This window comes from Nonomuraea sp. NPDC049725 (assembly GCF_040674795.1).
Lineage (GTDB): Bacteria > Actinomycetota > Actinomycetes > Streptosporangiales > Streptosporangiaceae > Nonomuraea > Nonomuraea ceibae.
The window spans coordinates 540,337-561,899 of sequence record NZ_JBFANJ010000001.1 but is presented as its reverse complement, the minus strand read 5'-3'; the positions used below and the strand labels follow the sequence as shown (position 1 = coordinate 561,899).

At 72.6% G+C, this 21,563-nt stretch carries 22 protein-coding genes; 5 read left to right on the top strand and 17 right to left on the bottom strand.

Annotation, left to right across the window (positions count from 1 at the left end):
* Positions 1-41: 41 nt before the first annotated feature.
* From AB0J53_RS02930 to AB0J53_RS02895, 8 genes are all read right to left on the bottom strand, one after another.
* Positions 42-563 (bottom strand): AAA family ATPase, encoded by a 522-nt coding sequence (locus AB0J53_RS02930; protein ID WP_364168157.1) that lies wholly within the window; start codon positions 561-563, stop codon positions 42-44.
* A complete protein-coding gene (gene lysS, locus AB0J53_RS02925; RefSeq protein WP_364168155.1) occupies positions 560-2,170 on the bottom strand; it encodes a lysine--tRNA ligase in 1,611 nt (536 codons plus the stop codon). The genes AB0J53_RS02930 and lysS overlap by 4 nt, the downstream gene beginning before the upstream one ends.
* 50 nt (positions 2,171-2,220) lie before the next feature.
* Positions 2,221-2,847 carry a VOC family protein gene (locus AB0J53_RS02920; protein ID WP_364168153.1) on the bottom strand — a complete coding sequence of 209 codons (627 nt, stop codon included), beginning with the start codon at positions 2,845-2,847 and terminating at the stop codon, positions 2,221-2,223.
* 70 nt (positions 2,848-2,917) lie between these two features.
* Entirely contained in the window at positions 2,918-3,424 is a 507-nt protein-coding gene (locus AB0J53_RS02915) for a DinB family protein (RefSeq protein ID WP_219499007.1), read from the bottom strand.
* An 11-nt stretch (positions 3,425-3,435) separates the two neighbouring features.
* Positions 3,436-5,529, bottom strand: coding sequence for a protein kinase (locus AB0J53_RS02910; RefSeq protein ID WP_364168546.1), 2,094 nt, complete (start codon positions 5,527-5,529; stop codon positions 3,436-3,438).
* Between the two features lie 133 nt (positions 5,530-5,662).
* Positions 5,663-6,139: a DUF1801 domain-containing protein gene (locus AB0J53_RS02905; protein ID WP_364168151.1), complete on the bottom strand. Its 477-nt coding sequence runs from the start codon at positions 6,137-6,139 to the stop codon at positions 5,663-5,665.
* 113 nt (positions 6,140-6,252) lie between these two features.
* Entirely contained in the window at positions 6,253-6,489 is a 237-nt protein-coding gene (locus tag AB0J53_RS02900) for a LapA family protein (protein ID WP_357584938.1), read from the bottom strand.
* Positions 6,490-6,563: 74 nt separating this feature from the next.
* Positions 6,564-7,013, bottom strand: coding sequence for a MarR family transcriptional regulator (locus AB0J53_RS02895; protein ID WP_364168150.1), 450 nt, complete (start codon positions 7,011-7,013; stop codon positions 6,564-6,566).
* Between the two features lie 51 nt (positions 7,014-7,064).
* Between AB0J53_RS02895 and AB0J53_RS02890 the strand changes: the two genes are divergently transcribed.
* Entirely contained in the window at positions 7,065-7,940 is an 876-nt protein-coding gene (locus AB0J53_RS02890; protein WP_364168148.1) for an SDR family NAD(P)-dependent oxidoreductase, read from the top strand.
* A gap of 8 nt (positions 7,941-7,948) precedes the next feature.
* On the opposite strand, the gene AB0J53_RS02885 is transcribed toward AB0J53_RS02890, so the two are convergent.
* The 7 genes from AB0J53_RS02885 to AB0J53_RS02855 form a co-directional block, all read right to left on the bottom strand.
* The gene (locus AB0J53_RS02885; RefSeq protein ID WP_364168146.1) at positions 7,949-9,475 is read right to left on the bottom strand and encodes a family 20 glycosylhydrolase; all 1,527 of its coding nucleotides are present in this window, start codon (positions 9,473-9,475) and stop codon (positions 7,949-7,951) included.
* Positions 9,472-10,608 (bottom strand): SGNH/GDSL hydrolase family protein, encoded by a 1,137-nt coding sequence (locus AB0J53_RS02880; RefSeq protein ID WP_364168144.1) that lies wholly within the window; start codon positions 10,606-10,608, stop codon positions 9,472-9,474. Before AB0J53_RS02880 ends, AB0J53_RS02885 begins: the two co-directional genes overlap by 4 nt.
* A complete protein-coding gene (locus AB0J53_RS02875; protein WP_364168142.1) occupies positions 10,605-11,810 on the bottom strand; it encodes a family 1 glycosylhydrolase in 1,206 nt (401 codons plus the stop codon). The genes AB0J53_RS02880 and AB0J53_RS02875 overlap by 4 nt, the downstream gene beginning before the upstream one ends.
* A 23-nt stretch (positions 11,811-11,833) precedes the next feature.
* Positions 11,834-12,658 (bottom strand): carbohydrate ABC transporter permease, encoded by an 825-nt coding sequence (locus tag AB0J53_RS02870; protein ID WP_219499031.1) that lies wholly within the window; start codon positions 12,656-12,658, stop codon positions 11,834-11,836.
* Positions 12,655-13,581, bottom strand: a complete 927-nt coding sequence (locus AB0J53_RS02865; RefSeq protein WP_357584930.1) for a sugar ABC transporter permease — start codon at positions 13,579-13,581, stop codon at positions 12,655-12,657. The genes AB0J53_RS02870 and AB0J53_RS02865 overlap by 4 nt, the downstream gene beginning before the upstream one ends.
* Positions 13,582-13,620: 39 nt before the next feature.
* Complete coding sequence (locus AB0J53_RS02860) at positions 13,621-14,886, bottom strand: extracellular solute-binding protein (protein ID WP_364168140.1); 1,266 nt, start codon at positions 14,884-14,886, stop codon at positions 13,621-13,623.
* A 106-nt stretch (positions 14,887-14,992) separates the two neighbouring features.
* Entirely contained in the window at positions 14,993-16,066 is a 1,074-nt protein-coding gene (locus AB0J53_RS02855) for a LacI family DNA-binding transcriptional regulator (RefSeq protein WP_364168138.1), read from the bottom strand.
* Positions 16,067-16,216: 150 nt separating this feature from the next.
* Between AB0J53_RS02855 and AB0J53_RS02850 the strand changes: the two genes are divergently transcribed.
* Complete coding sequence (locus AB0J53_RS02850) at positions 16,217-17,113, top strand: SGNH/GDSL hydrolase family protein (RefSeq protein WP_364168136.1); 897 nt, start codon at positions 16,217-16,219, stop codon at positions 17,111-17,113.
* Between the two features lie 4 nt (positions 17,114-17,117).
* On the opposite strand, the gene AB0J53_RS02845 is transcribed toward AB0J53_RS02850, so the two are convergent.
* The gene (locus AB0J53_RS02845) at positions 17,118-18,332 is read right to left on the bottom strand and encodes an MFS transporter (RefSeq protein ID WP_364168135.1); all 1,215 of its coding nucleotides are present in this window, start codon (positions 18,330-18,332) and stop codon (positions 17,118-17,120) included.
* 83 nt (positions 18,333-18,415) lie between these two features.
* Between AB0J53_RS02845 and AB0J53_RS02840 the strand changes: the two genes are divergently transcribed.
* Together AB0J53_RS02840 and AB0J53_RS02835 are read left to right on the top strand one after the other, a co-directional pair.
* Entirely contained in the window at positions 18,416-18,973 is a 558-nt protein-coding gene (locus AB0J53_RS02840) for a helix-turn-helix domain-containing protein (RefSeq protein WP_364168133.1), read from the top strand.
* A 64-nt stretch (positions 18,974-19,037) separates the two neighbouring features.
* On the top strand, positions 19,038-20,192 hold the full coding sequence (locus AB0J53_RS02835) for an agmatinase family protein (protein WP_219499054.1): 1,155 nt from the start codon (positions 19,038-19,040) through the stop codon (positions 20,190-20,192).
* A 28-nt stretch (positions 20,193-20,220) separates the two neighbouring features.
* On the opposite strand, the gene AB0J53_RS02830 is transcribed toward AB0J53_RS02835, so the two are convergent.
* The gene (locus tag AB0J53_RS02830) at positions 20,221-20,826 is read right to left on the bottom strand and encodes a helix-turn-helix domain-containing protein (RefSeq protein ID WP_364168131.1); all 606 of its coding nucleotides are present in this window, start codon (positions 20,824-20,826) and stop codon (positions 20,221-20,223) included.
* Between the two features lie 88 nt (positions 20,827-20,914).
* Here AB0J53_RS02830 and AB0J53_RS02825 point away from each other — a divergent pair, with 88 nt between their 5' ends.
* Complete coding sequence (locus AB0J53_RS02825; RefSeq protein WP_364168129.1) at positions 20,915-21,562, top strand: NAD(P)H-dependent oxidoreductase; 648 nt, start codon at positions 20,915-20,917, stop codon at positions 21,560-21,562.
* The last annotated feature ends 1 nt before the right edge of the window (position 21,563 follow it).

The following is a 21,563-nucleotide window of genomic DNA, read 5'->3' as shown; positions in this document are numbered from 1 at the left end:
ACCGAGGTGCCCGAGTCGGGTGGGGCGGCCTCGGCGGCTCGCTAGACGCGCGCCTCGGCGGCCCTGGCCAGGATCTCGTCCACCGTCTGCGCCGGCGTCTGCGCGGAGGTGTCGAGCCACAGTCCCAGGCGGGGCGTGTCGCGGCGCAGCGCCGCGTCGAGCTCGGCGACCGTCCACGCCCCGTAGCCGGTCTTGGCCCGCTCGCGCTCGCGCCGCTCGACGACGGCCGCGCTCGGGGCCAGCACCACCACGTGCAGCGGGCGGGTGCGGATCAGCCCGGTGAACAGCTTCAGGTCCGCGCCGAGCACCACGTCCTGGACGACCGCGGTGAACCCCTCGCCGGCATACAAGTCGGCCGCCGCCGCCGCGATCCGGTAGCGCAGGCGGAGCTGGCGTACGGCCTCCTCCGGCCGGTCGGGCGTCATGCCGACGCCGCCGCTGACCACCATCCGCCGGAAGGCGTCGCCGCGTACGTGCGCCGCCTTCGGCAGCCGCTCGGCCAGCGCCTGCGCCACCGTGGACTTGCCCGACGCGGAGATCCCGGTGATCAGGTAGGCGGTCACGCCCCGACCAGTTTCCGCACCCGGTCGGCCCCCACCGCCATCAGCAGCGTGGGCAGCCTGGGCCCGGTGTCGCGGCCCACCAGCAGCCGGTAGAGCAGCGCGAAGAAGGCCCGCTGGGCCGCCTTCACCTCGGGCGTCGGCTTGGCGTCGGGGTCCAGGCCCGCCTGCCGCTTCGGCACCCCGTACACCAGCGTGGTCAGCCCGTCGAGCGACCAGTGCGCGTCGAGGCCGTCGACCAGCATGGCCAGGGCCTCGCGTTCGGCCTCGCCGAGCGAGTCCAGCAGCTCGGCGTCGGGGGCCTCGCGCACGCGGGTGCGCTGCTCGGCGGGCACCTGCGTGTCGATCCACCGCTGCGCCCGGTCGAGCCGGGGCCGCGCCTCCTCCAGCGAGCCGATCGCGTCGACGTCGCCGAGGATGCGCAGGATCTGCGCGGCGTCGCCGGTCGTGACGTCGGCGATGGAGGCCAGCGTGCGGTAGGCCACCGGGCGCGGCGTCACCGGCAGCGGCCCGGCCGCCGTGCGCACCGCCCGGCCGTGCGCCGCCAGCTCGGCGGGCTGCGCCTCGCCGCCGGCGACCTTGCGGCCGAGCGCGTCCCACTCGTCGTAGAGCCGCTGGATCTCCTGGTCGAAGGCGATCTTGAAGGACTGCGACGGCTTGCGGCGCGCGTACAGCCAGCGCAGCACCGGCGCCTCCATGATCTCCAGCGCGTCGGCCGGAGTCGGCACGTCACCCTTGGAGCTGCTCATCTTCGCCATGCCGGTGATGCCGACGAACGCGTACATCGGCCCGATCGGCTGCTCGCCGCCGAACACCTCGCCGACGATCTGCCCGCCGACGATCCACGCCGACCCGGGCGAGTGGTGGTCGACGCCGGACGGCTCGAACACCACCCCCTCGTACGCCCACCGCATCGGCCAGTCGACCTTCCACACCAGCTTGCCCCGGTCGTGCTCGGCCAGCCGCACCGTCTCGCCGAACCCGCACTCGCACGTGTAGGCCAGCTCCGTGCTGTCGTCGTCGTAGGCGGTCACCGTGGTCAGGTCGCGCTCGCACAGCTCGCAGTAGGGCTTGTACGGGAAATAGCCCTCGCGCTGCTGCGACCGGTAGCGGGCCAGGACGGCGTCGATCCGCTCCCGCTCGCGCATCGCCAGCAGGATCTGCTCCCGGTAGACGCCCGAGGTGTACTGCTCGGTCTGGCTGATGCCCCGGTATTCGACGCCCAGCTCGGCCAGCGCGGCCTCCATCGGCGCCTTGAAGTGCTCGGCCCAGGACCCGTACGGGCTGCCGGGAGGCGCGGGCACCGAGCTCAGCGGCTTGCCGATGTGCTCGGCCCACGACGGGTCGACCCCCGCGGGGACGCGGCGGAAGCGGTCGTAGTCGTCCCACGACAGCAGGTGGACGCACTCGTGGCCGCGCCGCCTGATCTCGTCGGCCACCAGGTGCGGGGTCATCACCTCGCGCAGGTTGCCCAGGTGGATCGGCCCCGACGGGCTCAGCCCCGAGGCGCACACGATCGGTTTGCCCGGCGCGCGACGCTCCGCCTCGGAGATGACCTCGTCCGCGAATCGGGAGACCCAGTCGGCCTCCGTGCTGTCAGCAGCGCTCATCGCGCCATTCTTGCGGCTCGGCGGCCCGGCCGCCAACGCGTTCGCCCCCGTCAGGTCAGTTCAACGCGCCCGAGCGGGCTCTCCATGACCGCGTGGAGAGCCACCGGCGCCCCCGCCTCGACGTCCAGCTCCACGTCCAGGGCGCGCAGCCGGGCCAGCAGCAGCGGCGGCTCCGGCACGGTCGCCCTGAAGGCCGTCAGCTTCACCTGCGGAAGCCCCGACGCGGCCGGATGCGGCGTGGCGCCCCAGTCGATGAGGAACGGCACCGGATCCACCCGGCCCGGCTCGTCCCAGCGGGTCAGCCGCCACTCCAGCAGCCGCCCGTCGGGGGTCCGGCGCGACATCGGCTCCACGTCGCCCGGGTCGTACCCCCGCGCCCGCGCCTGCCGTACGGCCACCCCGATGTCGCCGGGGTGCACCGCCCACCCCGCCAGCCGGGGCACGTCGAGCAGCTCCAGCTCGGCCGCCCGCCGCCGCGTCGCCGGGTCGGCCGCCGGGTCCGGCCCGATGATCTCCAGGTACGCGGACGGTCCCAGACCGACCAGGTAGTTCGCGGTGCCGCCCGGATGGCTGCCGCCCGCCACCGGGGTCACGCCGGTCCTGTCACCGAACTCGGCCACGGCCGCGGTCAGATCGGGCACCGCGTACAGCAGATGGTCCAGTCGACGATCGATCAAGGTCGCCCCCTCCCATGTCGGCGTAGAGCCATCCAAGTCCGGCATGGGCGGCGCGGCAATCACCGCCGCGCTACTCGCCGGTCACGCCGTCGATGCGCTCGCGCAGCAGGTCGGCATGGCCGTTGTGGCGCGCGTACTCCTGGATCAGGTGAACCAGGATGCGCCGGTGCGACACCTCGTTGCCGTCGCGCCGCCGCTTGGCGATCGCGTCCAGCGGCAGTGCCGCCGACACCTGCCGGGCCCGCTCGATCTCCGCCCGCCAGGTGGCGAACGCCTCCTCGGCCGAGGCGTCGTCCACGTCCTCGAAGTCGGCGTCCTGGCGCTCCTGCTTGCCGTAGAGCAGCGGCACGTCCTCGTCGTCGATCATCCGCCGGAACCAGGCCCGCTCCACGTGCGCCATGTGCCGCACCAGCCCCAGCAGCGACATCCCCGACGGCGGCACCGCGCGCCGCCTGAGCTGCTCCTCCGACAGGCCCGCGCACTTGGCGGCCAGCGTCTCACGATGCCAGTCGAGCCAGCTGTAGAGGATCGCGCGCTCGTCACCGTCGAAGATCGGAGGAGTCCTGGTCTCTGCCATGGACGCCCACCCTACCGAGTGGTGATCACCAGGTATGGGACGGTCCCCGAGCCCAGGCCGCCGATCGCCGTGCCCACCCCGCCCGACTCCGCCAGCCCCACGCTCGCCGGGCCGCCGACCTTCGGCCGGAAGTAGCCGGTGAGGTTCAGCTTCACCCAGGCGCCGTTCACGCCCACCGCCGGGAACTCGCCGAGCTGCGCCCCGAGCTGCGGGCGCGTGTCGAAGGTGACCCCGGCGTTCCAGCCGTTGCCCATCGCGTACGCCATCGCCGCGCCCTGGGTGTCGACCGAGTCGTCGACCCGCATGTGCGCGTGCAGGACGACGGAGGCGATCCGGTCCGGCTTGACCTTGACCCGGCTGAGGTCGAAGCGGAAGTACGTCTCGCGGTAGAAGCCCGGGTTGCCGTTCTTGACCTTGCAGACCTGGCAGGCGGGGAACGACTTGGCGGAGTAGCCGCCGCCCCGGACCATGTTCGTCAGCGTGGCGGGCACCCGCAGCGTCCGGGGGCCGCTCTCCGGCTCGGCCTCCGGCTCCGGGGTCGCCTTGGACCCGACCGTCAGGGGGAGCGCGGCGACCTTGGCCGAGCCGTTCATCGTCACCTTGACCGTGATGCGAACCCGGCCCTCTTTCAGCACCGTCACCTGGCCGTCGGGGCTGACGGTGGCCACGCGCGGGTCGGCGCTGTGGAAGTCCAGGTCCGCGCGGGCCAGGCGGGCCGGGCGGCCGTTCGACAGGCGGCCGGTCACCTTGAGGCGGAACGTCTGGCCCGGCGCGTGGACCTTCGCGTCCGTCGAGAGGGAGACCTTGGCGAGGGTGGGCTTGCCGGCCTTCGCCGACGGCTCGGGCGAGGCCGAGCTCGACGCGGGCACGACGGGCTCGGTCGCGGTGGCGACGGCGAGGGCGCCCGGTGTGACGGTGGCGGTGGGCACCGCCGTCGCGGGGGCGAACCCGCCGGTCAGATGGACGGCGGCCACGGCGGCGGCCGACGCGGTGACCACGGCGGCCCCCGCGACCACCCAGCGGCGCGAGGACCTGCGGCTCGGCCTGGTGTGGGGCGATTGGTCCTGATGGGCGTACGACGGCGGGCCGGGCATCCCGGGCGCCGGCCCGCTGCCGGGGGCCTGCGGTGCGCTGCCGGGAACGTGTGGCGCGCTGACCGGTGTCTGCGGGCCGGGTGGGGGCGGGCCGTGCGGCGTGGGGCCGAGGGTCTGCGGGGTGGGGCCGACGGGGTGTGGTGGTGCGGGGGCCGGCGGCGGGACGGCGGTCGCCGGCTCGGTCACCGGGAGCGCGAGCGCCCGCTGCACCTGCTGCAACTCCCGGACGAAGGCCCAGGCGTCCTGCGGCCGCCCGCCCGGGTCCTTGGACATCGCCCGCTCGACGAGGGCGCGCAGCGGCGCGGGAACGGCGTGCTCCGGCAGCGGCGGCAACGGCTGCCTGAGCACCCTGAGCAGCAACGGCGCCACCCCGGCATCGGCCGGATCATGGTAGGCGGGCCGCCCGGCCAGCAACTGGTAGAGCGTCGACCCGAGCGCGTACACGTCCGAGCGCACGTTCTGCGGCGAGCCGTTGAGCACCTCCGGCGCCGCGTGGTGCGGGGTGAACGTGAGCGTGTTGGACGAGAGCTGCCCCACGTCCAGCATGCGGGCCACGCCGAAGTCGGCCAGCGCGGGCTCGCCGTACTTGGAGACGAGGATGTTCTGCGGCTTGATGTCGCCGTGGAAGACCCCGGCGTCGTGCACGGCCGCGAGCGCGCCCGCCACCTTGACGCCGATCCGCAGCACCTCGTGCGGCGGGAGCGCTCCCGCCCGGCTGTGGAGGCTGCCGCCCTCGTGGAAGTCCATGACGATGTACGGCCGGCCGGCGGCGGTCGTGCCGGTGTCGAGCGCGGCCACGATGTTCGGATGGTCGCTCAGCCGCCCCATGACCTCCAGCTCCCGCCGGAAGTTGCGCAGCGCCCGCTCGTCCACGTCGGCCACCGACAGGATCTTCACGGCGACCACCCGGCCGACCCGCTCGTGCAGGGCGCGGTAGACCACGGCGAAACCGCCCTGGCCCACGGGCTCGATGAGCTGGTAGCCGGGAATCTGCTCCCGAGGATCCCCCATTGTCACCCGACAGATAGTGGCATATCGGAAAATCTTTGTCAGGGATCCCGCGCCCTCAGGCGCGTCATTGAATTCCGTCGACAGCCCGGCAAGGGCGGAATAAAGGAAAAAGCAAGCTTGCGTTTACGGGTGGTCAGTCCTCGGCCACTGCCTGCTTGACGATCCGGGCGATGCGGGCCTCGTCGTCCGGGGTCAGGTCGGTCAGGGCGAAGGCGGTGGCCCACATGGTGCCGTCGTCCAGCCGCGCGTCGTCGTTGAAGCCGAGCGTCGCGTACCTCGACTTGAACTTCTGCGCGCTCTGGAAGAAGCAGACGATCTTGCCGTTCCTGGCGTACGCCGGCATCCCGTACCAGAGCTTGGGGGTGAGGGCGGGGGCGTTGGTCTTGACGATGTCGTGGATGCGCTCGGCCAGGAAGCGGTCGGAGTCCTGCATTTCGGCGATCTTGGCGAGGACGTCGCTCTCGCCGTCGGCCTTGCTGGCGCGCGAGCCGCGGCGGGCGGCCTTCTTGAGCTCCTGGGCGTGCTCCTTCATCGCGGCCCGTTCCTCGTCCGAGAACCCCTCGAACCCGTTACCGGCGGTCTTGTCCTTGGTGTCGTTGGTGTTCGTCATTGCGAGGTTCCTCCCGTACATGTCCTTCTGGGTGACTCTCATGTTAGGGAGGCCGAGAGACGGGCCGCTTCTCGAAAACTGATCGATGACCGCCTCGCCTCAGACCGCCTGCGTCAGCGCCGGCGCCCGCCTCTGCGGCTCATCAGCGCGCCGATCAGCATCCCGATGCCCACGCACACCACCAGCGTGATCCACAACGGCGCGGTCACCACGATCATGAACAACTGGATCGCCGCATCCTGCCGGTTCTGCAGGATGAACACGATCGCCAGCACCAGGAGCGCCAACGCCACCCACACCCGCGGCGGCACCGACCCCAACGGGCTCGACGGCCTCTGCTCTGTCACCATGTCCCCCGAACTGTGAAGCCCCTCCTGGCAGGCCATACCCGCATTCCGTCGGCCTCGACCACGAGCCTCGTGGGTCAGGGGCGTTCGCGTTCCCACTGGTCGAGGAGCTTGGGGAACTCGCGGCCCATGAAGCCGTAAAGGTCGCGCATCCGCTCCAGCCTGGCCCGGCTCGCGGGGTTGTCCCCGGCCACGGCCAGGCCCTGTTCGGCGAGCTGGGCGAACGCGGAGAACTCCGCCATCTTCGCCCGGAACGCGCGCCCGAACACGTCCTCCGTCAGCCGGTAGTGGTCGCGGCGGCCCCGGGGCGGCCGGAAGCGCTCGACGAGCCCGCCGCGTTCGAGCTGGCCGAGGGCCACGCTCATGCTGCTCTTGGCCACGCCGAGCCGGTCGCACAGTCCCGGGGCGTCGGCGGAGTCGTCCGGATCGACCAGCAGCACGCCGATGATCCGCCCCGCCGTGCGGCTGAGCCCCAGCCGCTCGAAGTAAAGCCCCGCACTCTCCACGAACTCCTCAGCACCGGCCACCTCTCGATTCTATTCTGTTCGGATCGTTCCGAACAGAATAGAATCCCCGGCATGCTATCCATCGCCATCACCGGCGCCAACTCCGGGATCGGCCTGCGCGCCGCCCGGACCCTCGCCGCCGCCGGCCACCACGTGCTGGCGCTCTGCCGGGACCTCGACCGAGGCCGCGCCGCGCTGGCCGAGATCAACGCCCACGCCGCACACCCGGCCACCCTCGTCCAGGCGGACCTGTCGTCCCCGGACTCCATCGAGGCCGCCGCCGACCAGCTCACCCGGACCACCGGCCACCTCGACGTGCTCGTCAACAACGCCGCCGTCTTCGACCAGACGCTGCGCGAGCCCCGCTTCACCGCCGACGGCCACGAGCTGTTCTGGGCCACCAACCACCTGGGCCCCTTCCTGCTCACCGCCCGCCTCAGCCCGCTGCTCGCCGCCGCCGCCCGCCCGCGCGTGATCAACGTGGCCAGCAAGGGGCTGCTCTCGATGCCGCGCATCCGCATCCGGTTCGACCAGCTCGACGACCCGAGCTGGTTCACCCCGACCCGCGCGTACTACCACGCCAAACTCGCCCAGATCATGACAACCATGACCCTGGCGGAGAGGGCGGAGGAGGAGAAGGGCGCGGGGCGCCTGGAGGTCACCTGCGTGCGCGTTCCCGCCGTCCGGCTCGACGCCGGCCGGGTGGCCGCCATGCCGTGGCTGCTGCGCACCCTGTACGCGCCGAAGAACCGCATGGCCGTCCCCGCCGAGCTCCTCGGCGACACCTATGCCCGCCTGGCCACCGGTGACGGACCCCTGCCCGGCCCGTACGTGGACGAGGACCTGCGCCCGGTCCGCGCGCCGGCCTTCGCCTACGACGAGCCGGCCCGCGAGCGGCTGTGGGCGGCCTCCCAGGCCGCCACCGGCAACCCCGCCTGGGCCTGGTGACCCCCCGGCTACCAGTGGGCGGGCCGGTACGCCGCGCCCCAGCCGGTCGCCTGCCAGGTGCCGGCGTGCGGGCGCAGGCGTGAGCTGTGGTCCTCCCAGGTCGTCGGCTCGCGCGTCCAGGCCCGTTCCGCGGCGGCCGGGAGGCGGGGGAGCAGCAGGAACGCCAGGTCGTCGAAGCCGTCGACGGTCTCCGACCAGATCGCCGCCTCGACACCGGCGATGCGCACGTCCAGCCCCGCCACCAGCGATTCGGGGGTCCAGTCGAACATCTGCCGGAGGGTCTTGGCCGGGTAGTCGCGGAACCCGAGCCGGGCCCGGCGCGCCTCCCCGTCGGCGTCGGCGGCGGGCTCCGCGTAGGGGCGGTCGAGGTAGAGCACGTCGCTGGACGAGAGGAGCACCGGCAGCCCGGCGGCCGCCGCGGCGGGGCCGTCGCCGGGCGCGAGCGCGAACAGCTCCACCAGCTGGTCGACGAACCGGTGCGCCGACTCCGGCAGCGCGGCCTTCTTCGCGTCGGCGTCGATGCTCGTCTCCGCGCCGATCCACAGCTGCACGAGGTCGCCGGGGCCGAGCGCGCCGGCGCGTACCGCCTCCTGCCAGGCGATCACCCGGCTGCCGGCCGCGTGCGCCGCGCGGACGGCCAGGCCGACCGCCCGGGTGTACGCCTCGAACGGCATGCCGAACGGCTCGTCGCCGCCGACGTGGACGAACCGGGCGCGGGACGCCTGGACGAACTCGGTGACGGTGTCGGCGATGAACGACTCGGCCCCCGGCGCCGCGGGGTCCACGTAGCCCAGCCGGGCGGCCGCCCCGCCGTCGGTGAGCTCCGGGTAGGCGCGGGTGGCGGCGAGCGAGTGGCCGGGCAGGTCGACCTCGGGCAGGATCGTCACCCCGCGCGTCTCGGCGAACGCCGTCAGCTCGTCCAGGTCGCGCCGGGTGATCAGCTCGCCGGGCGAGGTCGCGTCCAGCGCCGGGCGGGCCGCGGACTGCAGCCGCCAGCCGTCGGAGTCGGTGAGGTGCAGGTGCAGCACGTTCAGCTTGTAGCGGGTCAGCAGGTCGACGACGCGGCGGATCTCGTCCACGCCGAACGGGTGCCGTACGACGTCGACCATCAGCCCGCGCCACGCCAGGCGGGGCCCGTCGGCGATCCGGCCCACGGGCAGCCGTCCGGCCGAGCCCTCCGCGAGCTGGACGAGCGTCGCGGCGCCGCGCAGGACCGCCTGGGGGGTCGGCCCGGTCACCGTGACCTCGCCGGGGGCGATCGTGATCGTGTGCCGCTCGTCGGGCGCGGCCTCGTCCGGGGCGATGCCGTCGGCGGGCGGCACGTCGGCGGGGGCCGCCCCGAGCTGGAGCGTGATGCGCAGCGTCGGCGCGTCGCCGGTCCCGGCGGTGCGGGCGAGCTCGGTCCGGAGCCAGTCGCGGGCCGCCGCCAGCGGGGCCTCCGCCTCGATGGCGACGCGGGCGGGGTCGAGGACCGTCGTCGTGGTGCCGTCGAGCGTGACCGCGTGCGGCCACGGCACCAGAGCGAGCGGGGTCATCGGCGGCCTCCCAGCAGCCCGGCCAGCGCGGGCATGCCGGCCACGGTGTCCTGGAAGCGCCGGGCGATGAGGCCCAGCCCCTCCTCGGTCGGGTGCAGGCCGTCGCCCAGCAGCCCGGCGTCGGCCTCGCCCAGCAGCGTACGGCCGTCCACCAGGTGCAGGTGGGGGTCGTCGCGGTCGGCGTGCGCCCGTTCGAGGATGCGCCGGGTTCCGGCCAGCGTGAGGGCGCCGTCGTCGCTCTCCAGGGACCGGTCCGCGCCCGCGGCCCGGCCGTCGCGGTCGACCGTCGGCCCCGGCGTGTGCTCGTGCGCCGGGCAGGCGATCGCGGTGACGAGGACGATCGGCGTGTCCGGATGGCCGTCACGGATCAGGTCGAGGAAGCCGTGCACGGCGGGCAGCATCGCCCTGGCGCGCATCGAGTCGACGTTCACGAGGTTGATCCCCACTTTCAGGGTGATCAGGTCGGCGGGGGCGTCCCTGATCATGCGGGCGACGAACGGGTCCAGTTGCGCGTTGCCGCCGAAGGACAGGTTGCGCAGCCGCCAGCCGGTGCCGAGGGCGACCCGCGCCGGCCAGGTGCGGTCGGGGGCGGACGCCTCCAGCCCGTGGCTGATGGAGCTGCCGTAGTGGATCCAGCGCGCCGCGCCGCCGGGCGGCGCGGGCGTGACCGGCGCGTCGGCGTCCAGGCTGACGACCTCGACCGCGCAGTCGTGCGGCAGCAGGATCTCGACGTGCTTCTCCCGGCCGTCGGGGACCAGGGCCATCGACACGTCGGACGGGCCCCGGCGCTCGGCTCCGGCGATCCGGTGGCCGGCGTCCATGATGACGACGTCGCCTTCGGGGATCGCCACGTGCTCGGTCACCACGCCGTCGACGACCACGGCGAGCAGGTGCGGCCGGGCGGACTCGACGCCGGCCGGCCGGACCGACCGCGTGTGCAGACGAAGGGTCAGCAGGGTCGCGCTGGTCGTGAACCGGAGCGAGACGCCGGTGGGCGCCTGCTCCATGAGCTCGAACCAGGTGTCGTCGTGCTGGGCGCGCGCCCACGGCGGCAGCCGGCGCGGACGCAGCCCGCCGTGGTGCCCCGGGTCGAGCGCCGCCGCGCCCTCGATGAGCCGGGCGAGCTCGGTCACGACGCGGCCCCCTGGCGGAGGGTCGCCTCCGGATCGCGGACGAGCCGCGCGTACCAGCGGGCGCTGGGCTTGACCGTACGCCGGAACGTGGTCCGGTCGACCGAGACGAGGCCGAACGTCGGCTCCCACGAGCCCCACTCGTAGTTGTCCAGGAGCGACCAGTGCAGGTAGCCGCGCACGTCGATGCCGTCGGCCAGCGCGTGGGCCAGGCCCAGCACGGCCTCGCCCGTGTACGCGATCCGCTCGTCGTCGTCGCCGGTCGCGATGCCGTTCTCGGTGACGAGCAGCGGCGTCGAGCCGCCGAGCCGGGCGGCGGTGTGGCGGACGGTGTCCTCCAGGGCGCGGGGGTAGTACTCCCAGCCCATCATCGTGCGCCGGTCGTCCGGGCCGGGGACGATCAGGCCCTGCTCGCCCGCGCGCATGCGGCTGTAGGCCTGCACGCCGAGGAAGTCGTCACCCTTGGCCACGTCGATGTACTGGTCGTCGATCAGGTAGGACATCTCGGCGGTGCGGTCGGGGCCGGCGCCGTGGTCCTGGACGTTCTGGTTCGCCACCGTCCATCCGGATCTGAGCCCGGGGACGGACGCGAGCAGTTCGCGGGCCGCCTCGTGCGCGCGGGTCAGCGCGGCGGTCACGCCGGGGTCCGGCACGACGAACGCGGGCACCTCCCCGTCGGCGGCGTGCCTGCGGCGGGCGACCATCATGGCGACCATGTTGGGCTCGTTGATCGTGCAGACCCAGCGGACGCCGTCGAGGATCGGCAGCACGGCCCGGACGTACTCGGTGAAGTGCGTGAGCGCGTCGCCGGAGGTCCAGCCGCCCTCGGCGCGCAGCCACGCGGGGTTGGTGAAGTGGTGGAGCGTCACGACGGGAGTCAGGCCGCGCTCGGCGCATCCTTCGATGATGCGGCGGTAGTGGTCCAGCATCGCCGCCGAGGGGTGGCCGGGCGCGGGGACCACGCGGGCCCACTCGACGCTGAACCGGTAGGCGTTGAGGCCGAGGTCGCGGGCGATGTCGAGGTCTTCCGGCCAGCGGTGGAAGCTGTCGCAGGCGTCTCCGGACCGGTCGCGCAGGGCTCCCGATCCGTCGTTCTCCGCGTGCCAGAGGTCGCTGCCGACGTTGTTGCCCTCCACCTGGTGCGCAGCCGTCGAGGCCCCCCAGAGGAAGCCGTCCGGGAAGGCCACCGGGTGCGGGGTCGCCATGTTCACTCCTGTCGGGGATGTCGTCATTTGAGGCCCATCGTGGCGATGCCCTGCACGAAGTAGCGCTGCAGGGACACGAACAGGGCCAGGATCGGGGTGATGATCAGTACGGCGCCGGCGAGCAGCGTGCCGTAGTCGGTCGCGTACTGACCGGTCGAGTAGAGCGAGAGCGCGACCGGCAGCGTGTACATCTCCTCGGTCTGGCTGGCCACGAGCGGCCAGAGGAAGTTGTTCCACGAGCCGAGGAAGGTGAGGATGCCGAGCGTCGCCAGCGCGGGCCCGCACAGCGGGAGCACGATGCGGGTGAAGATCCGCAGCTCGGACGCGCCGTCGATGCGTGCCGCCTCCAGCAGCGAGTCCGGGATGTCCAGCATGAACTGGCGCATCAGGAAGACGCCCACCGGCTGGGTGAGGAAGGGCAGGACCAGGGCCGCGTACGAGTCGAGGATGCCCATCTTGGCGACGATCACGAACAGCGGGACGAAGGTCACCACACCCGGCACCATGATCGTCACCAGGACGACGCCGAGCAGGATCCGCTTGCCGGCGAAGTCCATCTTGGCCAGCGCGTAGCCGACCATCGAGCAGAACAGCAGGTTGCCGAGCACGGTGATCACCGCGACGACCAGGCTGTTGGTGAAGAACGTGCCGAAGTTCAGCTCGGTCAGCCAGCGGGTGAAGTTGCCCCCGGTGGGGGACTGCGGCCACCACGTCGGCGGGTCGGCGAAGATCTCGTCCTGCGTCTTGAACGAGCCCAGCACCATCCAGGCGAACGGCGCGAGCCACGCCACCAGGCCGGCGGTCAGCACGACGTACGTGAGGGCCCGGGCTGACAGGAGTTTGGTCATGTCGATCTCCTGAGCAGGCGGAACTGCAGGATGCTGACCGCCGCGATGACGACGAACATGATGTAGCTCGCCGCGGACGCCTTGGCGAAGTCGCCGAAGCCGAAGGTGTTGAACGTGTAGTACGTCATGGAGAGCGTGGAGCTGAGCGGGCCGCCCTGCGTCATCACGAAGGCTTCCTCGAAGAACTGCAGGTAGCCGACCGAGATGAGCACGCTGCCCAGCAGCATCGTGGGCCGCAGCAGCGGCAGCGTGACGCTGCGCAGGCGGCGCCAGCGTCCGGCGCCGTCCATCTCCGCGGCCTCCCTGACGTCGGTCGGGATGGCCTGGAGCCCCGCCAGGAAGATGATCATCAGGGTGCCGGTGTTGCGCCAGACGGCCATCAGGATCAGCGACGGCAGCGCCCAGGTGGTGCTGTTCAGCCAGTCGGGACCCTCGATGCCGACCAGGGCGAGAACCATGTTCAGCAGGCCGTCGCGGGCCAGGATGTAGCGCCAGATGACCGAGACGGCGACGACGCTCGTGACCACCGGCGCGTAGAAGGCGACGCGGTAGATCGGCCGCAGCCGCCGGATGCCGGAGTTGAGCGCCAGCGCCAGCCCCAGCCCGAGCGCCACGGTCACGGGGATGCCGACGATCACGAACAGCGCGGTCACCCAGGCGGCGTTCTGGAACTCGGGATCGGAGAGCACGTTCGCGTACTGCTCGAACCCCACGAAGTCGACGTTGAACGGCGACTGGATGTCCTGCGCCGTCATGTCGGTGAACGAGAAGCCGATCGAGCTGGCGATCGGCAGGATCATGAACACCGCGAAGACGACCACGAAGGGCGCGGTGAACAGCCAGGCGATCAGCGTCTGCCGGCGGCGGCGCTCGGAGTTCGCCCCGCCGGCCCGGCGGGCGCGCACGTCATGGGACGCGCGCACCCGTCCGGGCGCTGTCGAAGGTGTGGATCGCGACACTGCTCAGGACACCCCGATGCCGTCGGCCTGCTTCTGGAGCTGCCGCAGCGCGTCGGACACCGGCTTGCCGCCCTTGACGATCTGCTCGATCGCGGCGTCGCCCGCCGCGCCGACCTTGTCGAAGCTGACGACCTGCGGCGGCGCCTTGGCGGTCTTGAGCTGCTCGGCGAACGCGGCGAGCGTCGGGTCGGAGACGAGGGCCGGGTCCTTCCAGGCGCTCTCGATCGACGGCAGGTCGCCGCTGACCTTGTACCAGGCGGCCTGGGTGTCGGCCTGGCTGAGCCACTGCACCAGCTTCCAGGCGGAGTCCGGGTTCTTGGCGCCCTTGAAGACCACCAGGTTCGCGCCGCCGACGAACGAGGTCGAGCTCTTGCCGGCCGGCAGGGGCACGGTCGTGTACATGCTCGCGAACTTCTCCCCGCCGGCCTGCGCGATGGCGCCGCGCAGGAACGGGCCGGCGACGAGCATGGGCGTCGCGCCCGTCATGAAGTCCTTCACTGCGGCGGCGGGAGCCGTGTCGGCGTTCGGGTCGGCGATGCCCTTCTCGAAGTACGAGGCCAGGTACTCGAAGGCGGAGGCGAACTCCGGGGTGTCGAGCGTCCAGGCGCTGCGGTCGGCGTTCATGAGCTCGGCGCCGTTGGACCACGCCATCCAGAGCGCCGACTGGAACGACCCGGTCGTGCCCGCGGGCAGCCGGATGCCCCACTTGGCCCCGGCCTTCTTCTGCAGGTCGGCGGCCATCTGCTGGAGCTCTTCCCAGGTGGCCGGCGGCTTGTCCCAGCCCGCCTTCTTGGCCAGGTCCGTCCGGTAGTAGAGCGCACGCACGTCGACGTACCAGGGCACTTCGAGAAGCTTCCCGTCGATCGTGCCCGTCGAGACGGACCCCGGGTACATGCCGGAGGTGTCGATGGCGTCGGGCACGGGCGCGAAGGCGTCCTTGAAGACCGGCAGGCCGGGCATCATCGCCAGGTCTGGAACGTTCCCGGCGGCGATGGCGGTCTGGAACTTCTGGTAGGCCGAGTCCCACGGCATGGCCGTCACGTCCACGGTGACGCCCGGGTTGTCGGCCTCGAACTTCTTGACGAACTCGGGCAGGAGCTCGCCCTCGTTGCCCATCGCCCACATGGTGATCTTGCCGGTCGCCTTGGCCGCGACGGTGGACGACGGCTGGGCCTGCCCGCCGCCGGCCTCTTCGGCGCGGCCACAACCGGTGAGTGCCGTCGCCGCGACGATCGCGGCCAGGGCGGCCACTGTCGATCTGTATCGCACGGCCAGTTCCTTCCTGTTGACCTGCATGCCTCCCCCGAGTGGATGCGAATTTATGCGCTTAACAAGCCAAGAAGCCAGCCCCATTGCGCAATCGAGATAAAACTCTTCAGCGACACCCGCAGCTACGGCCGATCACCATGCGCGTCGGAAGCACGTACGACGTGGGGTGGGAGAGCCCGGCGGCCGTGTCGGTCAGGATGCGCACGGCCAGCCGCCCCATCGACGCGAACGGCTGCCTGACCGTGGTCAGCGTCGGGTCGGAGAGCCGGCCGGCGATGATCCCGTCGAAGCCCGTGACCGCGACGTCGTCCGGCACCCGGATGCCGTGGCGGGCCAGCAGGTCGATCACCGTGAGCGCGAGCTGGTCGGTGGCGCACACCAGCGCGTCGGGCAGGTCGCCGGCCGTGATCGCCGCGCGCAGTGAGCGCAGGCTGTCGCGGGTCAGCGCCGTCGTGTCGAACGGCTCGTCCGGGACCGGCAGCCCGTGCGCGGCCAGCGCCGCCTGGAACCCGGCGAACCGGGCGCCGATGTCGGGGGCGGCCAGCTCGCCCAGGAACACCAGCGTCCGATGGCCGTGCTGCCCGATCAGGTGGTCGACGAGCTCGCGCACGGCGTCCTCGTTGGAGACCGTGATGTGGTGCAGCGGGTCGTGCATGGGCGGGCTGCTGAAGATCACCACCGGGACGCCGCGGCCGACGTGTTCCAGCAGGTCGCGCGCCGCGCCGCCGGGGAAGATCGCCAGCCCGTCGACGCTGCCCGCCAGGTCGATGCTGCCCAGCGAGTCGCGGCTGGCCCCCGACCCGAGCATCACCGAACGGCCCAGCCGCCGCGCCTCCAGCTCGAAGCCGCGCTGGATCTCGTCCACGTAGAGCGGGAAGCGCCGCACGTCGCCGAGGCCGTCGAGCTCCTTGGCCACCAGGGTGTCGAGATCCAGGGCCGGGGCGCTGAGGTCGGACGGCAGGAACATGTCGAAGGCGTACAGGCCGAGCGCCTGCGAACGGCCCTTCGCCAGCCCGCGCGCGCTGCCGCTCGGCACGTAGCCGAGGACCCGCGCGGCCTGGAGGACCAGCTCCCGCGTCTCCGGGCGGACCCGCTCCGGCTGCCGGAACGTGTGCGAGACCGTCGCGATGGAGACGCCCGCGCGCTCGGCGACGTCGTAGACGGTCGTCCTCTGCGCCACCGGACCATCACCCGCCTCTCGCTTGCGATCCGATCGTATCCGCTCGGGCAGATCTTGACGCTGCGGGCTCCGTGTGGCAAAACTTACCGCCTGGTAGGAAACTGCGGTCCGCCGCCTCCTGCCCTCACCCCCCGTCCAGTGAAGGTAGCCATGCTCGCAACCAGCCGACGGCTCAGGAACACCTCCCTCGTGATCGCCCCAGCACTCGCGGCAGCACTCGCCTCGGCGGTCGTCGCGGCACCGCCCGCGCACGCCGCCACCGGCCATTACGTGGCCCTCGGCGACTCCTACACCGCGGGCCCCGGAATCCCGAACCAGACGGACGCGAACTGCGGCCGGTCCGACCGGAACTACCCCACGCTGACGGCGGCCGGGTTACCCGCGGCCGCGTTCACCGACGCGAGCTGCGCCGGGGCCACCACGGCGCACATGACCGCCTCGCAGGGCACCGCGCCGCCCCAGCTCGACGCGCTCCGGCCGGACACCGGCCTGGTCACGCTGGGGATCGGCGGCAACGACATCGACGTCAGCGGCATCATCGCCCGCTGCGTCATCCTCGGGAAGCTCAACCCGTGGGGCTCGCCGTGCAAGACCAGCTACACCGTGGCCGGCATCGACCCGATCGGCGGGCGGATCTCCGCCACGGGCGACAAGGTCGACGCCGTGCTCCAGGAGATCAAGCGCCGCTCCCCGGCCGCCGACGTCCTCGTCGTCGGCTACCCGGTGATCATGCCGGACGACGGGAGCAACTGCTACTCGACCGTCCCCATCGCCAAGGGTGACGCGCCCTGGCTGCGGGACGTGGAGAAGCGCCTCAACGCCATGCTCGCCGCCCGCGCCGCCGCCAACGGCGCCACGTACGTCGACACCTACGCCGGCTCGGTGGGCCACGACCTGTGCAAGCCGCTCGGCGTGCGGTGGATGGAGCCGATGGAGGGCGTCGACTCGGTCGGCCTCCACCCCAACGCCGCAGGCCACGAGGCCATGGCCGCCGCCGTCCAGGCCACTGCCGCGCAGACCGCGGACGTGCGGGACGCCGCCCAGTAGGGCGTCAGCGGGGCTCGCCGGCGCCGAGCGGGTCCCGGTCCGCGCCGGCCGCGGGCACCGTGCCGCGGCCGGCCGCGATCGAGACGATCACCTGGCCGGTCGCGGCGACGCACATCAGCGCGAGCGGCGCCTCCCACCCGGAGCTGACGGTGTGCAGCAGCCCGAAGACCACCGGGCCCGCCGCCGCCACCAGGTAGCCGATCGACTGCGCCATCGCCGACAGCTCGCCCGCGCCGGTCGCGTCGTGGGCGCGCAGGCTGAGGAAGGCCAGCGCTAGCACCAGGCACGCGCCACCGGCCAGCCCCAGCACGACCGTCCACGCCAGCACCCAACCGGGCGCCAGCAGCAGCCCGGCATAGCCGGTCAGCAACGCCGCCGAGCTCACGGCGGCCACCGCGCGCTGGTCGCGCGCCCACCGCAGCGCGATCGGCACCGCCAGGCTGGTCACCAGTGCGACCGCCTGGTAGAGGAACAGCAGCCATCCGGCCGTCGCCGCGCCGACCCCGCTGTCCTGGAACACCTGGGGCAGCCACGTCACGGCGACGTAGAAGCCCAGCGACTGCAGGCCCATGAAGGCCGTGACCGCCCAGGCGAGCGGCGAGCGCCACGGCAGCCGCCGACGGCGGACCGTCCCGGCGGCCGGCCGCGAGGTCCGCACCTGCGGGGACCACAGCGCCACGGCCACCAGCGCGGGCACGATCCAGCAGCCCAGCGCGGTGTACCAGCCGCCCGGGGCGGCCTCGGCGATCGGCACCGCGACGCCGGAGGCCACCGCGGCGACACCGCCCATGACGGTGGCGTACGCGCTGGTCAGCAGTCCCACCCGGTCCGGGAAGTCGCGCTTGATCAGGCTCGGCAGGATCACGTTGCCCACGGCGATCCCCGCGCCGATCAGCACGGTCCCGGCGAACAGGGCGCCGGCCGACGGGATCCACCGCACCGCGATCCCGAACGTCATCACCAGGAGCGCGCCCCAGAGCAGCCGCTCGGGCCCCCACCGCGCCGCCATGCGCGGGACCACCGGTGACACCGCCGCGAACGCCAGCAGCGGCAGCGTCGTCAGCAGCCCCGCCACGGCCGGAGCCAGCCCCAGATCGGCCTGGACGCGATCCAGCAGCGGCCCGACGCCGGTCAGGCTCGGCCGCAGGTTCGCCGCCACCACCAGCAGTCCCCACACCAGGAGCGCCTGGCCGGACCGTCCCGCCGCCCGTTTCGACATGATGCCGACCTTTCCTGCATAATCGGAATAAGGATTCCGGATTCCGGATTCCGTACGGAAGTCTAGTCAGGGGATCGTTCGAGATGTCAACACCGCAGGCCCGCCGCAAGCCGCGCACCGACGCCGAGCGCAACCGCGACCGCGTCCTGGAGGCGGCGCGCGCGTTGTTCGCCGAGAGCGGCCACGACGTGCAGATGTCGGAGGTCGCGCGGGCGGCGGGCGTCGGCGTCGGGACCCTCTACCGCAAGTTCCCCACCCGGGAGGCCCTGATCGAGGCCGTCGCCGACCACTGGGCCGCCGAGCTCGCCGAGGCCGCGCGCCGGTTCGCCGGAGACCCGGACCACGGGCTGGCCCGCTACCTGCGCCACGTGGGCGAGGTGCTGGCCGGCGACCGCGGCATGTCCGAGGTGATCGAGCGGGCGATGGGCTCGGCCGAGCCGCGCGGAGAGACCCGCGAGGAGCTGCTCGCCGCCATCGCGGAGCTGATCGGCCTGGCCCGCGAACGCGGCACCGTCGGGCCCGAGGTGACCGCCGCGGACGTCAACATGGTCATCTGCGGCCTGGCGGCGGTGATCCGCAACGCCGCGGGCGACTGGCGGCGCTACGTCGAGGTCTCCCTCGGCGGACTGCGCCCCCGCTGAGGCTTTTCGCAATCCATGCCCTTCTTCGCGTTGTGCTTGTCGGGCCCGGGCGCAGGGACACCTCATGGGCATCGATCCTGACGACCTCCTCGGCGAGAAGGCCAAACGCCTCGAACGCGAGCTGACCGACCGCAAGTACCAGGAGGAGCTGCGGCGCATCCACCGCCTCGGCCTGCCTCCGGCCGACTCCATCCAGGACCGGGAGCTGGCCTCGACGTTCCAGCGCGGCGAGGTGCCGCACTTCTCCGGCATCAAGACCTTCCTCAAGACGCCGTACCTGGAGGACGTCACGCTCGTCGGGCAGCACGAGGTCGCCGTCGTCGGCGTGCCCCTCGACACCGGCACCACCTACCGCCCCGGCCCGCGCTTCGGCCCCGAGGGCATGCGCAGCATCTCGTCGCTGTACTCGCCCTACTATTACGAACAGGGCGTCGACCTGCGCGAACAGCTCGACATCGTGGACGTGGGCGACATCTTCGTCACCCCCGCCAACCTGGAGAAGGCCTTCGACCAGATCACCAAGGGCATCGAGCACATCGTGTCCAACGGCGTCTTCCCGGTCATCCTCGGCGGCGACCACTCGATCGGGTTCCCCACCGCCAGAGGCGTGATGAACGCGTTCGGCAAGAAGATCGGCGTCATCCACTTCGACCGCCACCTCGACACCCAGAAGCGCGACCTCGACGAGCGCATGCACACGACCCCCTGGTACTGGGCGGCGCACGAGCTCCACTTCGACATGGGCAACCTGGTGCAGATCGGCATCGGCGGCTGGCAGGTGCCCAGGCCCGGCGTCGAGGAGGCGCGCAAGGGCGGCTCGGTGGTGATCACGGTCGAGGACGTCGAGGAGCACGGCCTGGACGCCGTCGCCGACCTGGCGCTGGAGGTGGCCTGGAGCAACGGCGCGGAGGGCGTGTTCCTGTCGTTCGACATCGACGCCGTCGACCCCGGGTTCGCGCCCGGCACCGGCTGGCCCGAGCCCGGCGGGCTCTACCCGCGCGAGGTGCTCAAGCTGGTGCGCCGCTTCGCCGCCGAGGGGCTGCTCGGCATGGAGGTGGTGGAGGTCTCGCCGCCGTACGACAGCTCGGACGTGACGTCGCTGCTCGGCGTCCGGCTGATCTGCGACGTGCTGGCGGCCTCGGTCAAGGCGGGCAAGCTGGGCCGCACCAGGAGCGGCGAGCCGCAGACCGAGCGGGCCCGCGAGATCGACGGCGCGTAGCGGCCCTCTGCCTGAGAGGTGGCGGCTGTCAACGCGTCACCCCGTGGGCCAGGCGGGCCAGGGCGGCGGTGATCTGCTCGGGGGTGAGGCCGCGCCGCCGCTGCTCGGCGAAGACGTCCGGGCCCAGCGGGGCGAGCAGCACGTCGACGAGCGCCTCGGGCTCGGGGACCGCCGCCTGGATGAGCAGCGTCCGCACGTGCGCGCGCCAGAACCCGTACGCGCCGGTGGTGAACCGCAGCTCGCCCTGTTCGGCGCCGAGCACCAGAGAGATGTGGGCTTCGAGCAGGTCCACCATCGCGGCGTAGAAGGCGGCGAGCCGGTCGCCGGGAGGCGCGCCCGGCCCGAGCGGCGGGTCGCCGCGCAGCAGCCGCTCCTGCAGCGCGAACTCGTGCTCGTCCAGCAGCGCCTGGGCGATCGAGACGGTGTCGGGGTAGCGGCGGTAGAGCGTGCCGCGCCCCACGCCCGCGGCCTTGGCGATGTCCTCCATCGTGACGCCGCGCGGGTCGCGGGTGGCGAACAGCTCGGCGGCGGCGGCGAGCACCTTGGCCCGGTTGCGGGCGGCGTCGGCGCGCTCGCGCGGGCGGGCGCCGTCGCCTGTGGGGCGTCCGGTGAGCAGGTCGATGCGGGGCTTCATGCTGCGACTCTACCGCGAAGTGGACATGTCGTCCGCTTCGCTGCTACGGTCGAACCGGACAGAGCGTCCACTTGTTGAGGAGCCCCCGATGACCACGTTGCTGCACCTGGACGCGAGCGCCCGCCGCCGGTCGATCAGCCGCGAGCTGGGCGACGCCTTCGCCGAGTCCTGGCGCGCCGCCCACCCGGACGGCGTCCACGTCAGGCGCGACCTCGCCGCCGACCCCGTGCCGCACATCGGCGAAGCCTGGACCGAGCTGTGCGATCACGTCATGGCCCACGGCATCACCGACCTCGACCGCTACAAGGAGGCCGTGCGGACCCCGGAGCAGGCCGCCGCCTGGGCCGTGGTCGAGCCGCTGCTGGCCGAGCTCGTGGCCGCCGACGTGGTGCTGATCGCCACCCCGATGTACAACTACTCGGTCCCGTCGTCGCTGAAGGCCTGGCTCGACCAGGTGACCTTCCCCCGGATGTCGCTCGCCGGCCGCCGCTTCGTGGTCGCCACCGCCCGAGGCGGGGCCTACGCGCCGGGCGCCCCCAAGGCCCGCTACGACTACCAGGCGCGCTACCTGCGCGACTTCTTCGCCGGCCACTTCGCCGTCGAGGACACCGCCTTCGTCACCGCCGACCTGGCCAACTCCCGGGTCGACCCCCTTCTCGCCGACCGCCGGGCCGACCACGACGAGCTGTACGCCGCCGCGCTGCGGACCGCGTACGAGCTCGGAAAGGAGCACTGAC

Excerpts from the sequence above, each read along its gene's own strand:
- AB0J53_RS02850 (WP_364168136.1), top strand. The coding sequence starts at position 16,217 with ATGCTCGCAACCAGCCGACGGCTCAGGAACACCTCCCTCGTGATCGCC.
- AB0J53_RS02910 (WP_364168546.1), bottom strand. The coding sequence starts at position 5,529 with ATGGGGGATCCTCGGGAGCAGATTCCCGGCTACCAGCTCATCGAGCCC.
- AB0J53_RS02840 (WP_364168133.1), top strand. The coding sequence starts at position 18,416 with ATGTCAACACCGCAGGCCCGCCGCAAGCCGCGCACCGACGCCGAGCGC.
- lysS (WP_364168155.1), bottom strand. The coding sequence starts at position 2,170 with ATGAGCGCTGCTGACAGCACGGAGGCCGACTGGGTCTCCCGATTCGCG.
- AB0J53_RS02885 (WP_364168146.1), bottom strand. The coding sequence starts at position 9,475 with ATGACCCCGCTCGCTCTGGTGCCGTGGCCGCACGCGGTCACGCTCGAC.
- AB0J53_RS02915 (WP_219499007.1), bottom strand. The coding sequence starts at position 3,424 with ATGGCAGAGACCAGGACTCCTCCGATCTTCGACGGTGACGAGCGCGCG.
- AB0J53_RS02835 (WP_219499054.1), top strand. The coding sequence starts at position 19,038 with ATGGGCATCGATCCTGACGACCTCCTCGGCGAGAAGGCCAAACGCCTC.
- AB0J53_RS02825 (WP_364168129.1), top strand. The coding sequence starts at position 20,915 with ATGACCACGTTGCTGCACCTGGACGCGAGCGCCCGCCGCCGGTCGATC.
- AB0J53_RS02830 (WP_364168131.1), bottom strand. The coding sequence starts at position 20,826 with ATGAAGCCCCGCATCGACCTGCTCACCGGACGCCCCACAGGCGACGGC.
- AB0J53_RS02870 (WP_219499031.1), bottom strand. The coding sequence starts at position 12,658 with ATGACCAAACTCCTGTCAGCCCGGGCCCTCACGTACGTCGTGCTGACC.
- AB0J53_RS02900 (WP_357584938.1), bottom strand. The coding sequence starts at position 6,489 with ATGGTGACAGAGCAGAGGCCGTCGAGCCCGTTGGGGTCGGTGCCGCCG.
- AB0J53_RS02890 (WP_364168148.1), top strand. The coding sequence starts at position 7,065 with ATGCTATCCATCGCCATCACCGGCGCCAACTCCGGGATCGGCCTGCGC.
- AB0J53_RS02845 (WP_364168135.1), bottom strand. The coding sequence starts at position 18,332 with ATGTCGAAACGGGCGGCGGGACGGTCCGGCCAGGCGCTCCTGGTGTGG.
- AB0J53_RS02905 (WP_364168151.1), bottom strand. The coding sequence starts at position 6,139 with ATGACGAACACCAACGACACCAAGGACAAGACCGCCGGTAACGGGTTC.
- AB0J53_RS02875 (WP_364168142.1), bottom strand. The coding sequence starts at position 11,810 with ATGGCGACCCCGCACCCGGTGGCCTTCCCGGACGGCTTCCTCTGGGGG.